Source organism: Proteus myxofaciens ATCC 19692, assembly GCF_001654855.1.
Taxonomy (GTDB): Bacteria; Pseudomonadota; Gammaproteobacteria; order Enterobacterales; family Enterobacteriaceae; genus Proteus; species Proteus myxofaciens.
On sequence record NZ_LXEN01000038.1, the window covers coordinates 29,396 to 41,591 of the forward strand.

The 12,196-nt window shown below is 38.5% G+C and carries 23 protein-coding genes; 19 read left to right on the forward strand and 4 right to left on the reverse strand.

What is annotated here, in order from left to right:
- Positions 1 to 3: 3 nt before the first annotated feature.
- From M983_RS17870 to M983_RS04320, 4 genes are all read right to left on the reverse strand, one after another.
- Positions 4 to 804 (reverse strand): helix-turn-helix domain-containing protein, encoded by an 801-nt coding sequence (locus M983_RS17870; RefSeq protein ID WP_066747554.1) that lies wholly within the window; start codon positions 802 to 804, stop codon positions 4 to 6.
- Positions 801 to 1,487: a phage antirepressor KilAC domain-containing protein gene (locus tag M983_RS04310; protein ID WP_066747556.1), complete on the reverse strand. Its 687-nt coding sequence runs from the start codon at positions 1,485 to 1,487 to the stop codon at positions 801 to 803. The genes M983_RS17870 and M983_RS04310 overlap by 4 nt, the downstream gene beginning before the upstream one ends.
- Positions 1,488 to 1,597: 110 nt before the next feature.
- Positions 1,598 to 1,915 (reverse strand): hypothetical protein, encoded by a 318-nt coding sequence (locus M983_RS04315; RefSeq protein ID WP_066747558.1) that lies wholly within the window; start codon positions 1,913 to 1,915, stop codon positions 1,598 to 1,600.
- Positions 1,916 to 2,078: 163 nt separating this feature from the next.
- The gene (locus M983_RS04320; RefSeq protein WP_004247477.1) at positions 2,079 to 2,288 is read right to left on the reverse strand and encodes a helix-turn-helix transcriptional regulator; all 210 of its coding nucleotides are present in this window, start codon (positions 2,286 to 2,288) and stop codon (positions 2,079 to 2,081) included.
- Between the two features lie 105 nt (positions 2,289 to 2,393).
- Between M983_RS04320 and M983_RS04325 the strand changes: the two genes are divergently transcribed.
- The 19 genes from M983_RS04325 to M983_RS04405 all read left to right on the forward strand — a co-directional run bounded on the left by M983_RS04325 (position 2,394) and on the right by M983_RS04405 (position 12,184).
- Positions 2,394 to 3,038, forward strand: a complete 645-nt coding sequence (locus M983_RS04325; protein WP_066747560.1) for a LexA family protein — start codon at positions 2,394 to 2,396, stop codon at positions 3,036 to 3,038.
- 49 nt (positions 3,039 to 3,087) lie between these two features.
- Positions 3,088 to 3,996, forward strand: a complete 909-nt coding sequence (locus M983_RS04330) for a BstA C-terminal domain-containing protein (RefSeq protein WP_066747563.1) — start codon at positions 3,088 to 3,090, stop codon at positions 3,994 to 3,996.
- Positions 3,997 to 4,435: 439 nt separating this feature from the next.
- A complete protein-coding gene (locus M983_RS04335; protein WP_066747566.1) occupies positions 4,436 to 4,753 on the forward strand; it encodes a transcriptional antitermination N peptide in 318 nt (105 codons plus the stop codon).
- Between the two features lie 123 nt (positions 4,754 to 4,876).
- Positions 4,877 to 5,584, forward strand: a complete 708-nt coding sequence (locus M983_RS04340) for a hypothetical protein (RefSeq protein WP_066747569.1) — start codon at positions 4,877 to 4,879, stop codon at positions 5,582 to 5,584.
- A gap of 9 nt (positions 5,585 to 5,593) precedes the next feature.
- On the forward strand, positions 5,594 to 6,706 hold the full coding sequence (locus M983_RS04345; RefSeq protein ID WP_066747572.1) for an ImmA/IrrE family metallo-endopeptidase: 1,113 nt from the start codon (positions 5,594 to 5,596) through the stop codon (positions 6,704 to 6,706).
- 134 nt (positions 6,707 to 6,840) lie between these two features.
- Complete coding sequence (locus M983_RS04350) at positions 6,841 to 7,431, forward strand: DUF5420 family protein (RefSeq protein WP_066747575.1); 591 nt, start codon at positions 6,841 to 6,843, stop codon at positions 7,429 to 7,431.
- Between the two features lie 193 nt (positions 7,432 to 7,624).
- Complete coding sequence (locus M983_RS17985) at positions 7,625 to 7,753, forward strand: hypothetical protein (protein ID WP_281180090.1); 129 nt, start codon at positions 7,625 to 7,627, stop codon at positions 7,751 to 7,753.
- Positions 7,750 to 8,022, forward strand: coding sequence for a hypothetical protein (locus M983_RS04355; RefSeq protein ID WP_066747578.1), 273 nt, complete (start codon positions 7,750 to 7,752; stop codon positions 8,020 to 8,022). The genes M983_RS17985 and M983_RS04355 overlap by 4 nt, the downstream gene beginning before the upstream one ends.
- Positions 8,019 to 8,171, forward strand: a complete 153-nt coding sequence (locus M983_RS17490; protein ID WP_167348670.1) for a hypothetical protein — start codon at positions 8,019 to 8,021, stop codon at positions 8,169 to 8,171. The genes M983_RS04355 and M983_RS17490 overlap by 4 nt, the downstream gene beginning before the upstream one ends.
- Positions 8,168 to 8,485 (forward strand): hypothetical protein, encoded by a 318-nt coding sequence (locus M983_RS04360; RefSeq protein ID WP_066747581.1) that lies wholly within the window; start codon positions 8,168 to 8,170, stop codon positions 8,483 to 8,485. The genes M983_RS17490 and M983_RS04360 overlap by 4 nt, the downstream gene beginning before the upstream one ends.
- Before the next feature lies 1 nt (position 8,486).
- Positions 8,487 to 9,164 carry an exodeoxyribonuclease X gene (gene exoX / locus M983_RS04365; RefSeq protein WP_066747597.1) on the forward strand — a complete coding sequence of 226 codons (678 nt, stop codon included), beginning with the start codon at positions 8,487 to 8,489 and terminating at the stop codon, positions 9,162 to 9,164.
- Complete coding sequence (locus M983_RS04370; protein WP_066747600.1) at positions 9,157 to 9,771, forward strand: ERF family protein; 615 nt, start codon at positions 9,157 to 9,159, stop codon at positions 9,769 to 9,771. Before exoX ends, M983_RS04370 begins: the two co-directional genes overlap by 8 nt.
- Entirely contained in the window at positions 9,771 to 10,223 is a 453-nt protein-coding gene (locus tag M983_RS04375) for a single-stranded DNA-binding protein (protein ID WP_066747603.1), read from the forward strand. The genes M983_RS04370 and M983_RS04375 overlap by 1 nt, the downstream gene beginning before the upstream one ends.
- A gap of 32 nt (positions 10,224 to 10,255) precedes the next feature.
- On the forward strand, positions 10,256 to 10,594 hold the full coding sequence (locus tag M983_RS04380) for a hypothetical protein (protein WP_066747605.1): 339 nt from the start codon (positions 10,256 to 10,258) through the stop codon (positions 10,592 to 10,594).
- A 234-nt stretch (positions 10,595 to 10,828) separates the two neighbouring features.
- A complete protein-coding gene (locus tag M983_RS04390; protein ID WP_066747609.1) occupies positions 10,829 to 11,110 on the forward strand; it encodes a hypothetical protein in 282 nt (93 codons plus the stop codon).
- Positions 11,110 to 11,424, forward strand: a complete 315-nt coding sequence (locus tag M983_RS04395; protein WP_066747611.1) for a phiTE_015 family protein — start codon at positions 11,110 to 11,112, stop codon at positions 11,422 to 11,424. The genes M983_RS04390 and M983_RS04395 overlap by 1 nt, the downstream gene beginning before the upstream one ends.
- 157 nt (positions 11,425 to 11,581) lie before the next feature.
- Positions 11,582 to 11,752, forward strand: a complete 171-nt coding sequence (locus M983_RS17495) for a hypothetical protein (RefSeq protein WP_167348671.1) — start codon at positions 11,582 to 11,584, stop codon at positions 11,750 to 11,752.
- Positions 11,752 to 11,955 carry a hypothetical protein gene (locus M983_RS04400; protein ID WP_066747613.1) on the forward strand — a complete coding sequence of 68 codons (204 nt, stop codon included), beginning with the start codon at positions 11,752 to 11,754 and terminating at the stop codon, positions 11,953 to 11,955. Before M983_RS17495 ends, M983_RS04400 begins: the two co-directional genes overlap by 1 nt.
- The gene (locus tag M983_RS04405; protein ID WP_066747616.1) at positions 11,948 to 12,184 is read left to right on the forward strand and encodes a hypothetical protein; all 237 of its coding nucleotides are present in this window, start codon (positions 11,948 to 11,950) and stop codon (positions 12,182 to 12,184) included. Before M983_RS04400 ends, M983_RS04405 begins: the two co-directional genes overlap by 8 nt.
- The last annotated feature ends 12 nt before the right edge of the window (positions 12,185 to 12,196 follow it).

Here is a 12,196-nt window from a genome sequence, read left to right on the forward strand (position 1 = left end):
GATTTAATTCATCCATGTTGGCGCATCCGTTTTACCGTAGTCCTTGGATGCAAAATTCTCGTTTACAGCTCGCTTAGGTGGCGTGGCTTTCCATGAATGACCTGAGTTTTTGTTTTGGTAATTTAACTTCTGGCTTACAGTGATAAACCAGTTTTTAGGCTTAGCGGATCTGAATTCGATATCCAGTCGTTTTAGCTCATGCACCAAGTCGATATTTGAATACAACGCTTGCCATTCAGCAAAGTCTTTGTGGTTTAAGCGGATCACTTCTCCCTCGAATGCGTACTTGCTAGACATTTGGTGAATACTTGCAGATTGATTTTCTGGCTCACTAGGACAAGCCGTGTTTTCGGCTTGGGTGTTAGGTTCAATGATAGGTTCATTGACTGGTTCAAAAGAGTGACTGGTTCTGGGTGCAGATTTTTCACTAGGGGCTGGTGCAATATTTTCACTATATGGTGCAGATTTTTCACTAGGTTGGTGAAACTGTTTCACTACCTCTGGTGCAGATTTTTCACTATGGGGTGAAGTTTTTGCACCATCTAAGTTGAGTATATAAATATTCGATGAATTACCTTTTTCACCGCTTCTGTAAACCTTTCTTACCAAGCCTTGTTCACATAACGCATCAATATGATTGATAACGCTTCTTCTGCTAATTTCACACTGATCTGCTACATGCTGATAAGATGGGAAGCACTCGCCTTTATCGTTGGCATTATCAGCTAATTTTATTAATACGAGCTTTCTTGATGGATTACCTACTTTTAACTGCATGGCTTTTGCCATTAATATCATGCTCATGCTGCCTCCAATTGCTCTCTAGCTAGTAACCCAGCGATCCACTGAATTCCTTTGGGTGTGAATTTAACTTGTATGTAAGCGTGACCGTTGATTTGATTCTCACCTGTTTTTACATCAAAACGTCCTGCTTCAAGGTGCTCTGAATAAGGTGTTAATTTTCCAGCCAGTTTGTACATAATTCGTTTTGAAAGTAGAAACTCTCTAAAGAAGTTCTCTTTCACTTTTAATAATTTGCTTGTCTCTCTAAAACCCAGTAAGCCAGTTGCTTGAACATAGCGATCAACAAATTCAGCTTTAGGCGCTGCGATTGCTAATTTCTGTTCTGCAATTTGCTTTTGCTCTGCTAAGTCAGCGGCGAGGCGCAATGCTTCTGGTAAGGATTGAGGAATGAAAGACTGTTTTGATTCTAGCTCTTGCCATCTATCAACTAGTCTTGCTGTGAATTCAGGTGATAACTGAGCAACGATAACGTAACTATCTCTCTTGTTTACTTGATATACAGAAACTGTTTGGTTTAAGTGATTTTTAACTTCCCCCATTGGGGGGAGTTTGATAACACCTCGTTTTGCAAGGCGTTCGATTGATTGTTTAACTTTGTCATGCCTTGACTCAACCAACTCTGAAATTTCTAAACTACTCATCGTTGGTTCGCCAGTATTTACTAAGTTATTCAATTGATTCATAATGACCTCATTGATTTATTAATGACCAAAGGAAAGCTCAAAATCAGCTTCCCTTTAATACTGGTTATTGATACAGTATATTTGTTAAGTTAAATGGTTAAGTCCATTTATTAATGCGCCTCGGTTGCTACAACAATCGGGGCGTTTTCTTTTGTTCTCATCTGTGAAAGCTCACCTATTTGTTTCCACAAAAAGCGATATTCTTCCTCTGATATTTTTCTCTCTCCCTCCATCACAAAATCGACTATTCCCGATGCGACTAATGTCTCGCATATTTCAGGATATTTTTCTGTTCTGCGCAGGATAGTTGAGTCATGAACACCTAATGTTTTAGCCACTACCGATTGAGTCTTACTTCTCAATGCTTGTAATGCTGAAGCCATCAAGTGATTTGAAATGAATTGTTTGCGTGTTTTTGTGTATTCCATTGTTCATACTCCGTTATGTGATTACTTCCCATATTGGGAACAGCAGTAATGATCCGTGGCTCATTCCATATGAGCGGATTGTTATTTAGTGGGTAAATCTGTCGCTTTATCAGCGACTCCGTAGCAGTCAAAAATCCTGCGGTTGTTAAAGAACGTGGTGAAATTAAGCTACTTTTGGAGGAAAAACGTCGTCTAAAGAACAATTTGCCCCTAATTTTTGTAATGCTTCAACAATGGCTCGGCAGTCATTTAAGCTAGGAGTTCTAATATTTAACTCATAGTTGGCAATGCGTGACTGCCCCCACCCTATTGATGAAGCTAAAACAGCTTGAGAAATTCCCAATTTTTTTCGCTGTTCTGCGATGTTATTCATGTGTGTATCCTCCTTGTTTATACCCCTATTACACACAATATGTGATTAACTGTCAATCACAAAACGTTTAAATACATTTATCACGGTTTGTGTTAAAAGGTATACATGAAAAAAGTAAATGAAGTTATTGGCGAAAGGTTAAAATCCATTCGTGAATCAAGAGGGTTAAGTCAAGCTCAATTAGCTAAATTGTGTGGCTACTCTGCTGCGTCCAGAATAGGAAACTATGAGCTTGGAGAGCGTAAGATTAGCGCTGATGATGCAATTGTTATAAGTGAAGCCCTTGGTATATCACCTGCTGAATTAATGTTTGGCAGTCAAAGTGATCAAGTGATCAAGAATTATGAATACCCTCTATTCACAAAGGTACAAGCTGGCGCTTTCTCAACAGAATTTAACTCATACACTCAGAAAGATGCTGTGTCGTGGATACCAACAGCTAAGAAAGCTAGTGAGCGCGCCTTCTGGTTAGAGGTTGAGGGGCAATCTATGACAGCACCACCAGGAGGTAAACCAAGTTTTCCTGAAGGAATGCTTATCTTGGTTGATCCAGAGGAAGAGGTAGAGTTCGGAGATTTCTGTGTTGCTCGTTTGCTAAATGATGAGTTCACATTCAAGCGATTGATTAGAGATGGTGGGACATCATATCTAGAGCCATTAAACCCCCGTTTTGAGCTGATCCCTATTAACGGGAACTGCACAATCATAGGTAAGGTAATCAAGTCACAATGGCCTGACGACACGTTTTAGGGTGTGGGGAACACCCATTTGGAGAACATAAAATAACTAGGAGAATCAATTGAATAGAGGTAATTTACCGTCAAGTGGTGATCAGTTAAATTTACCACTTAGACCAGTAAAAGAAGCTGAGATTGAAGGTATCCAAATGGGTGTGTTAAGCGATGGAACACCCTATTTAACTATGCGAGGCTTAGCCATGATGTGCGGTGTTGCGCCATCGGTCATACAAGGACTTGCATCAAACTGGCAGATGGAGAAACACCGACCTAGAGGAAGAAAGATACAGGAATCATTAGTTGCTCAGGGTTATACAAATAAAGATTTAATAGTTAGAATCTGGGGTGTTGGTGGTGAAAATCACGCATATACTGGCTCTGTATGTATGGCGATACTTGAATATTACGCCCTTGATGCAACCGGCACAGGCAATCAAAACAAAGCCAGAGAAAACTATAGAATTTTAGCTAGAGACTCATTCACTAGATTTATCTATGAGAAGACTGGATATAACCCACAACAACAACTCAATCCATCATTCATTAGCTACCAAGAAAGGGTGATGCTTAACGACCAACTTCCAGCTAATTATTTTTCAGTATTTAGAGAAGTAGCCGATTTAATCATACACCTCATTAATGGAGGGCTTCCTATTGATGATACAACAATGCCTGACAATAGCGTTGGACAGATATGGGGACGCTACTGGGAAGATAATGGATTAGAAAAAAAGTATGGGCCAAGAGTGCGATATGATCACACATTCCCTGGTAATTATAGACAGTCCATTGCTAATAGTTTTGTAAAGCCATGGATTTATCCAATTGAAGCGTTGGGTTTATTTAGAAAATGGCTATATGCTAATTACTCAATAGAAAACCTACCCGGATACCTTAAACGCAAGAAATTTAATAATATAAATGAACTTCTTGAAGCAGTGAGAAGACCTGAGCTACCAAATAAACACTAACCCCAGCCCTCCCCACGAGGGCTTTTTTGTGCCCTCTCCCCTCCAAAGAAGTGATCTGCATTCCAATCTTATGTGACCAGCAACACATTTCGTGTTTATTTGTCATTTATTTTATATTTCAAATCATCAACTTAATTTAAAAACAAACAAATAAACACATTTTGTGGTTGACATTAAAATCACAATTTGTGAATATACTATCCATCAACGGAACACAGCACGTTGATGTTCTTTAACAACGATGATGGCGAGCTGTGTATTAGCTATCAGAACGGTGACGCTGATAAAGCGTCAACCTTCTCAGAAGGTTTTAATGAGCACAGGGTATTCACCCCCACCATAGGGAGATTTGCCCCGACATGGAGAACATCCCATGTATAAACAGAAATAACATGGTTTCGATCCCTGTGCTCACAAAAGCCAACTGTTTGGAGGATACATGGCAACTATTACAGTCAAAAAGTCACGCAAGCCTGAGTTTTTACGTGGAGTATCTGCAAATAGACGTCACGCCAGACGGAGAGCAGAAGCTATTGCAAAAAAGAATATTGAATTGAAATTAGAATCAGTATTTCCTCAGGAGAAAAGACTTACACCAGTAGAAAAAACACTGTCATTAAGTCATATACCAGTCACTAGAAATATTGAACCTAAATACCAACCATCGGTAGATAACTGTTGCTTACCTAATGTAGCAGTATTTTCAGGAGTTAAAACAAAACAGCCGAGCCGTGAGTTCGGGGTGACGGCGAGGTAAAGCCCACGGATGGGTCAAGAATAATATTAATAGGAGGTAAGATTATTTAGTCCGAAGTTGATATTTCTTGTTTTCCCTCCTCAAATGAGGTATAAAAACAGGAAATCACAATAGGGACATTATATGAATAATACTGAGAATGTAGTTGAGAAACTAACCCTCCACGAAACAAGTGAAGTTGATTATCATTTAAACCATCTTGATTTAACTCAGGATGAATTATGCCTAATCTTATCTAAAGCATTAAGCAAACTTCTATCTGCCACAAGTGACGATGTAAAGAATGCAAGAGGAACCCTCTTTTTTCAAGAAGCTGTACGCTCTGCAAGAGATATTTTAAGGCATAAAGGCTTTAAAAGCCGATACAGTCAAGGCCTTGAGTTAACTGAGAATGGAAAGATTGCGATCTACGTTTGTAGTGGAAATGAACATACTGGCATTGTAAATGCTTACCCACAATCAAAAAATGCAAAAGGTGAATGGACTTTAGATGTTTTAGGTTTATCTCTTGATAATAACCTAAATCAAATTCAACTAGATTATGAAGACAATCAAATAGCCTTCAATTTTCCAGTCATTGACGAAAAAAAAGACGAAGAAAATGAATTAGACATTTGGTGTCTTTTGCATTACGTCTATCAAGTAAGTGAATTTCAGTGGGAAGTAAAAGCTGAGCTATCAAAAGCGACCACACACAACTCAAAAAACTTCATAAATGGTTTTTCAACAAGATTAATTCTCAACACTAAACCAATAGATCCTATTACTAATCTTGGGATGGAGCCCGAATTCACGCCTGAGATTGATATCGATATTTTAAAAACAGGTTAACTATGAATCATGCTTAATTCAGAACGATTACGCTTAGCAAGAGAAAGGCGGGGCTTAACTCAAAAAGCATTGGCCGAAAAAACTGGATTAACAAGTAGAACAATTTCAACTTATGAAAACTATGAAAGATCTGGTGAGTTTGAGCAAGTAGCAAATGAAAGTATTAATAAAATAGCAGTAGCGCTAGGTTATCCAGTGTCATTTTTTGAGCGTGAAAACAGACATGACTTAGAAGACTCAGCAGTGAGCTTTAGAGCAATGTCAAAACTTAGTGCACAAAAAAAGAACGCAGCCATAAGCGCTGGCGTACTAGTTCAGGATATAACTGAATGGATGGAGACAAAATTTAAATTACCAACCCCAAATATACCAGATTATAGCTTCGACTCGACATGCAGCCCAGAAGATGCAGCCATGTCCCTTAGAGAGCATTGGATGATTGGAGAGTTATCTATATCTAATATGGTACATCTGTTAGAAATGAACGGCGTCAGAGTTTTTTCTTTAGCTGAAAATTGCAAGGAAGTGGATGCATTCTCATTTTGGATGAACGAAAAGCCATTTGTTCTACTAAATACCATGAAGTCACCAGAAAGAAGTAGATTTGACGCAGCCCATGAATTGGGTCATCTAGTTCTGCATAAGCATTCTAGTAATAACGGAAGAGAAGCGGAAGTTGACGCTGATAGGTTTGCTTCAGCATTTTTAATGCCAGAAAAAAGCGTTAAATCCATCATTCCATTTATGCCTTCTTTAGATCAATTAATTCAGCTAAAGAAACATTGGAAAGTATCCTTAGCAGCCTTAGTTAGGAGGACTTTTGATTTAGGGATATCCACAGAATGGCACCATAGGCAATTATGTATAGAACTTAGTAAAAGAGGTTTTAGAACCTCTGAGCCAGAAGGCATTGAATCAAGAGAAAAATCAATAATTATTGATAAAGTATTTTCAGCATTAAGAAGCTCTGGTGTTAAACCAATGGAAGTTCTTAATCAACTACATATACCAGTAGATGAAATGAGAGCATTTACTTTTGATAACGGATTTTTCATGGAAGCTATTAAGGGAGATGGAAATGCCACAAGAAAATATCAAGCAAACCTTCAACTTGTTAAGTAAATTACCCAGCAAATAACTTCCATTTATAAGACCTCGCAACTGCGGGGTTTTTTATTACCTAAATTAGACACAGTTAACTAATTACAGTCCATTCAGTGGGCTGTGGTGAGTTGATTAATAGATAGGAGATAGAGATGGAACCAAGGGATTATCGATTTTATAAAATTAGCAAAGAAGCCACCGAGCAAATTATGAAAGAAACTGATGAAATCCAAGCTAAACGGCATGAACTCCTCAAGGAGGCCATTGAAAGCGTTGGGGGTAAAGGCGTTAGCTTTAGTAATTCATGGGGGGAAAATGGTACGACAATTAGAGCATTTGCTTTTGCCGTAGATAAAGAATTTGATTTTGCAGTTAAGGAATCTCAGCAAACTAGTGAGTTAAAAGTTATTCGAGCGAAAGCTAACTCGAAGAAAGGTAAAGAGTTTAACGCCACGTTAGACGCAACGAAAGATGAACTCAATAAGAAGCTCAAAGATTTACCATGCTTTAAAGACTACATCATCAATAAGTTCGATATTCAATGTTGCACTATAAGCAAACATGGCAGTGGTGCTGGAATGCAAATGCTAGAGACGATTGTCGGGTATCCACAAGACGATAAAAGCTTTCTTATTTGCGCCATACCAAACCATGAAAGAGGCATGGATAAGCAACCAAGCATTCCAGATTGCTTTGAAGAGATAACCTACGGCGTGTTTTACGACCTATCAAACAGCAACTAGCATCGTATTTAGTTAATAACGGAGGGAGTATGGCAACCCTCGCTCAGCAGTAACCCACCGCACCAACACCAGAGAAACCAAATAACAATCGCTATCTCAATAGTGAGAATTTCGCATGAACATAGACGCTATATTCAGCGCCCTACTTCTCTTTGTAATTATCTCTTTAGGCTTAATTATCGCAAGGTAAACCATGAGCATTAATCAAGATATTTTCCGTCTGGCGCAAGCTCAGGCGCAGGTCGCTATTCGCCAGAAATGTGAAGATATCTGGTGGTTAGCTATGGAATTACTCAAAGAAAGCTATCGGGAGTATTTATGAAAAAAATATCCTTCAGCTACTCGAACGGAACGCGAGTAATACACGATAAAACAGTCATGGAGTTTGACGAAAGTAGCAAGCTTAGTATTGAAACAGGAAGTTTCTCTGAGTTGGCTAAATTAACGGAAATCGACCCAGTAGAGGCAATGGAATATGTACTCGATTGTGACGATGAATCGCTTGAACGGATTATCAATGCGATAGCGATAGGAAAGGAAGCCTTTATTAACAGGGTATTACGAGCTTCCAAGCTAAGGAGGGTTGCGTGAAAGATAATCTTCAATGGTTAGAAGAATTACGCAGGAAGCGTAAAGAAATACAGGAAAAGGAAGATAAGGAAATCGAATATCAAAGGGAAGTATTAGGAAGGCAAGGATTGCCAGCGCCGACAAGGGAATTTGCAGGAGATTTTCAATGAACGTTTCTAATTCTTACCCAACAAAAAAATACCCTCGATTAACATCACAGCTAGAGAAAAATAGAGAAGAAGCTCTCGCTCAAGCAATTGCGATGATTGACGGTCATTTACCAAATATATGTGTGCCAGATAGGGAAAAGCGACTTGCAATGGAACTGCTGCACATGAACTTGGACGCATCGAAAAATCACCCTCCTCTACCACCGCACATTCAAGCAATACGTGATGCAGAAAGGAATTCTGTATCTGGGGATAAGGTTGAAATTGATTACTACGGAAGTGATCACCGACCTGGTCAGTATTTGGGAGATTAATATGACATATCGAGTAGTAGATACAGAGACTTGTGATTTTGACAGTGGAATAGTTGAGATTGCAAGTATCGACATTAACAACAATCAAATTGATTACACATCTCAGAAATCCCACTTTGTAAACCCACAGAAACCAATCTCAATAAGCGCTATGGCTATTCATCACATCACTGATGAGATGGTTGTTGATTCTCCGCTCATTGATGACGTTATAGGTAATTACAAGGGTTCTGATTATCTAGTTGCACATAACGCAGAGTTCGATAAACGGATGATGCCGGAAATGGATGTTCCGTTTCTTTGCACGTTAAAGCTGGCGAGACGCTTATACCCAGAATTAGAGAGTCACAGTAATCAATATCTACGTTACGCACTGAAACTGGATGTTCATGTGCCAGATGGTTTACACGCTCACAGAGCACTATATGACTGCATTGTGACAGCGTCATTATTCAAACGAATCAAGGATGATTCAGGGTGGTCGGATAAGGAAATGTTAGAAATAACAAGTCAGCCATCACTATTAAGTAAGTTACGTTTCGGTAAGTACAAAGGAATGACATTCACCGAAATTAAGCAAGAAAACACAGGTTATTTGAGTTGGTTACTGAGTCAGTCTGATTTAGATCCAGATGTTGAGTTTTCAATTAAATACTGGCTGGAGAAAAAAGATGAGTGATGTATACAAAGCGATTAGCAATGTTGCCAAGGAAATGGCTGAAACAGGAATAAAGAAAGGAAGTAAAAACCAACAGCAAGGGTTTATGTTCAGAGGAATTGATGCGGTATATAACGCTCTTGCTCCGGCTTTGGTTAAGCATGGATTGCTTATTCTTCCACGGATCATTGAACGCACAGTCACGGAAAGGCAAACGCAAAGAGGTGGTCAGTTATTCTACGTTGTGGTTAAAGCTGAATTTGATTTTGTTGCCACGGAAGATGGCAGTAAGCACACGGTGGTGACTTATGGTGAGGCTATGGATAGCGGAGATAAAGCCACAAACAAAGCCATGTCTATTGCATATAAATATGCCGCATTTCAGGCGTTTTGTATTCCAACAGAAGAAACAGCAATTGATGCAGATGCGGAAGTTCATAATGTAGCGCCACGGACGGCAGAGCAGATATTAGCTGATTACACTAACTTCCTTGGCACAGCAACGAATCAGTCACAAATCATGGATGAGTATAAAAAAGCATGGAATGCATTGGCTGGTACTGAATCACAAAAGGAATGTGAACACGTAACGGGCATTCGGATTAAAGAACTTAAGGAAGCGGCGTAATGGCAAGTAAAGGCGTGAATAAATGTATTCTCATTGGTCACTTAGGGCAAGACCCTGAAATCCGTTATATGCCGAGTGGTGGCGCAGTAGCTAATCTCACATTAGCCACATCGGAATCGTGGCGTGATAAGCAGACTGGAGAGATGAAGGAAAAAACTGAGTGGCATCGCGTGTGTATCTTTGGAAAATTAGCTGAGATTGCAGGTGAATATCTGAGAAAAGGAAGTCAGGTATATATCGAAGGCTCTCTTCAAACTCGTAAATGGCAAGACCAAAGCGGGCAAGACCGATACACAACGGAAGTGGTGGTTAATATCGGCGGTTCGATGCAGATGTTAGGCAGTAACGGTGGTAATCAGGTAGGAAGCAAGAAGCCACAACAACCAGCACAGCAACCGCAAGCACCACAAAACGAACCACCGATGGACTTCTCAGGCGACATTCCGTTTTGACCACCCTACCCGTTTAACCAAAGGATATAACCATGAAAACTTTACATGGACGCTGTATTCGTCGTTGGAAATTACGATTTAAAGATATTTGCGACTCAAAGGTTTCATCTTATTTCAGAAAGCGCGACTTGAAGGGATTCTGTCGTGAATCTGGTGTTATTACTGCCGATGCAATGATTGAAGATATGGCTTTTAATAATGCCAAATTTGATTTTGATGGGGAATATCACGGATGGTCACCTGAATTTTCAAAATTCTTTGATGAGAACAGAGAAAAATATATTACCGAAGCACATTTGTTTCTCAATGAAGAAGCTACTAACGACGAAATAGACGACTTAATCGAAGAAGAAATCTCTAATTGGAATTAGAGCTCAGTGCAAGGATGCAAACAGGAGATAGATATGAAAGGAAAACAGTATCAATGCCACGACTGCGGAGATGAAACAAAAATAATCCAATCTCATGATCAAACGTCAAATACATATGGTTTCATAATTCAATGCCTTAATTGTGGATATGAGGCTGGTCTATTCGACACCATTGAAGATGCAGAGACGGTAATCAAGTGTAACTCGCAGGGATGCAATGAAGAGGAATGAATAATGGCAATAGTTCAATTTTATACAGCAAACAGTAAAGACGAAAATCCATCAGAAATTACTAATAATCTCCGCTATGAATTACCAGATGATCATAACTTCAGTGCTGATGATGACCTAGATTCATGCATTGAAGCATGCGCAGAATATTATCACGCTGACTGCGACGGATGGGAAGATAGATGGCCGTTGTTATTCATGCTGTGGATTGACGACCAATATCTTGGCACTTTTGAAGTTGAGCGTGAGTATGACCCAGTCTTTTCAGCAAATAAGGTGGAGTGATGAATAAAACAAGACAGCAATTTGAAGAGTTTATTAAATTTTACATGGATGATACGGAAATAAATAATAAATTCGAAACAGCCAATAACGGATTAAATTACGCTGACCGTGACATTGATTTAATGTGGATTACGTGGCAAGCATCACGCGAGAGTTTAATTAATAATTTGGAGCCTGCTGCTTGGATGTACCCTGTATTTCATGATGATAAAATGCAATTCACTACTGATGCAGTTACATCTGAAAATATAGATATTCATTTTCAATCTCATGGCTCACCATTTAAAGTAATCCCACTCTACCGTTTAGATTAAATAACCATGCAAATAATCGGATATGCATTACTCATGATAATACAGGGTTCTGCTGTACCTATAACGGAAGATATCTATACACAATCGGAATGCAATAAACGTGCTGAATATTTAATGTCAGTGAGGGATTTAAATATTATTTGTGGTGAGGTGTGGAATGAAAGATAAATATTATGCTGGATTAGAAAACTATAGAGATTGTATTGAAATTGAACCTACAATAAAGGATTGTTTTATTTTAAATACTCCATCTTGGAATATGGAGGTTACAAAACAAGACTTAATTGATATCAGAAATACTATTAATGAAATATTAGTGGATGAATAATGAAATTTAAAGTCGGTGACAAGGTTAAATATATAAAAAATCCACATAATTATACTGGAGTTTTTAATGTGGGAGATAACCTAGAGATTATCAATATCGTTAATGTAGTTGGGGAAAAATCGCCTTTATATGCATGCATTAAAAACAATCCAGAAGTATATGAATGTTTTGATGCAGATGAGCTGGAGTTAATCAATGAATAAACCAGTAAGCGAATTAAATCCGAATGATGTAATTAAGATTGGTGATAGCTGGTATCGAATTAGATATTTAAGATATCTAGGATTTGAAACATCAATAGACCTGCAAAAAGAAGAAGCTTTACTTTCTTATTATCACGATAAAACGTGTTTAAGAATATCGATAAATAAAAATTTAGATATTAAATTTAAAGTAAAGGATGTGGATAATGAGAATAACAACAACAGTTAAAAATAAAGATGA

Bases quoted from the DNA above. Each gene is read 5' to 3' on its own strand.
- M983_RS04395 (WP_066747611.1), top strand. From the start codon at position 11,110: ATGAATAAAACAAGACAGCAATTTGAAGAGTTTATTAAATTTTACATG.
- M983_RS17870 (WP_066747554.1), bottom strand. From the start codon at position 804: ATGAGCATGATATTAATGGCAAAAGCCATGCAGTTAAAAGTAGGTAAT.
- M983_RS04310 (WP_066747556.1), bottom strand. From the start codon at position 1,487: ATGAATCAATTGAATAACTTAGTAAATACTGGCGAACCAACGATGAGT.
- M983_RS04370 (WP_066747600.1), top strand. From the start codon at position 9,157: ATGAGTGATGTATACAAAGCGATTAGCAATGTTGCCAAGGAAATGGCT.
- M983_RS04345 (WP_066747572.1), top strand. From the start codon at position 5,594: ATGCTTAATTCAGAACGATTACGCTTAGCAAGAGAAAGGCGGGGCTTA.
- M983_RS04350 (WP_066747575.1), top strand. From the start codon at position 6,841: ATGGAACCAAGGGATTATCGATTTTATAAAATTAGCAAAGAAGCCACC.
- M983_RS04325 (WP_066747560.1), top strand. From the start codon at position 2,394: ATGAAAAAAGTAAATGAAGTTATTGGCGAAAGGTTAAAATCCATTCGT.
- M983_RS04375 (WP_066747603.1), top strand. From the start codon at position 9,771: ATGGCAAGTAAAGGCGTGAATAAATGTATTCTCATTGGTCACTTAGGG.
- M983_RS04355 (WP_066747578.1), top strand. From the start codon at position 7,750: ATGAAAAAAATATCCTTCAGCTACTCGAACGGAACGCGAGTAATACAC.
- exoX (WP_066747597.1), top strand. From the start codon at position 8,487: ATGACATATCGAGTAGTAGATACAGAGACTTGTGATTTTGACAGTGGA.
- M983_RS17985 (WP_281180090.1), top strand. From the start codon at position 7,625: ATGAGCATTAATCAAGATATTTTCCGTCTGGCGCAAGCTCAGGCGCAG.
- M983_RS04335 (WP_066747566.1), top strand. From the start codon at position 4,436: ATGGCAACTATTACAGTCAAAAAGTCACGCAAGCCTGAGTTTTTACGT.
- M983_RS04390 (WP_066747609.1), top strand. From the start codon at position 10,829: ATGGCAATAGTTCAATTTTATACAGCAAACAGTAAAGACGAAAATCCA.
- M983_RS04320 (WP_004247477.1), bottom strand. From the start codon at position 2,288: ATGAATAACATCGCAGAACAGCGAAAAAAATTGGGAATTTCTCAAGCT.
- M983_RS04380 (WP_066747605.1), top strand. From the start codon at position 10,256: ATGAAAACTTTACATGGACGCTGTATTCGTCGTTGGAAATTACGATTT.
- M983_RS04360 (WP_066747581.1), top strand. From the start codon at position 8,168: ATGAACGTTTCTAATTCTTACCCAACAAAAAAATACCCTCGATTAACA.
- M983_RS17495 (WP_167348671.1), top strand. From the start codon at position 11,582: ATGAAAGATAAATATTATGCTGGATTAGAAAACTATAGAGATTGTATT.
- M983_RS04400 (WP_066747613.1), top strand. From the start codon at position 11,752: ATGAAATTTAAAGTCGGTGACAAGGTTAAATATATAAAAAATCCACAT.
- M983_RS04405 (WP_066747616.1), top strand. From the start codon at position 11,948: ATGAATAAACCAGTAAGCGAATTAAATCCGAATGATGTAATTAAGATT.
- M983_RS04340 (WP_066747569.1), top strand. From the start codon at position 4,877: ATGAATAATACTGAGAATGTAGTTGAGAAACTAACCCTCCACGAAACA.
- M983_RS04315 (WP_066747558.1), bottom strand. From the start codon at position 1,915: ATGGAATACACAAAAACACGCAAACAATTCATTTCAAATCACTTGATG.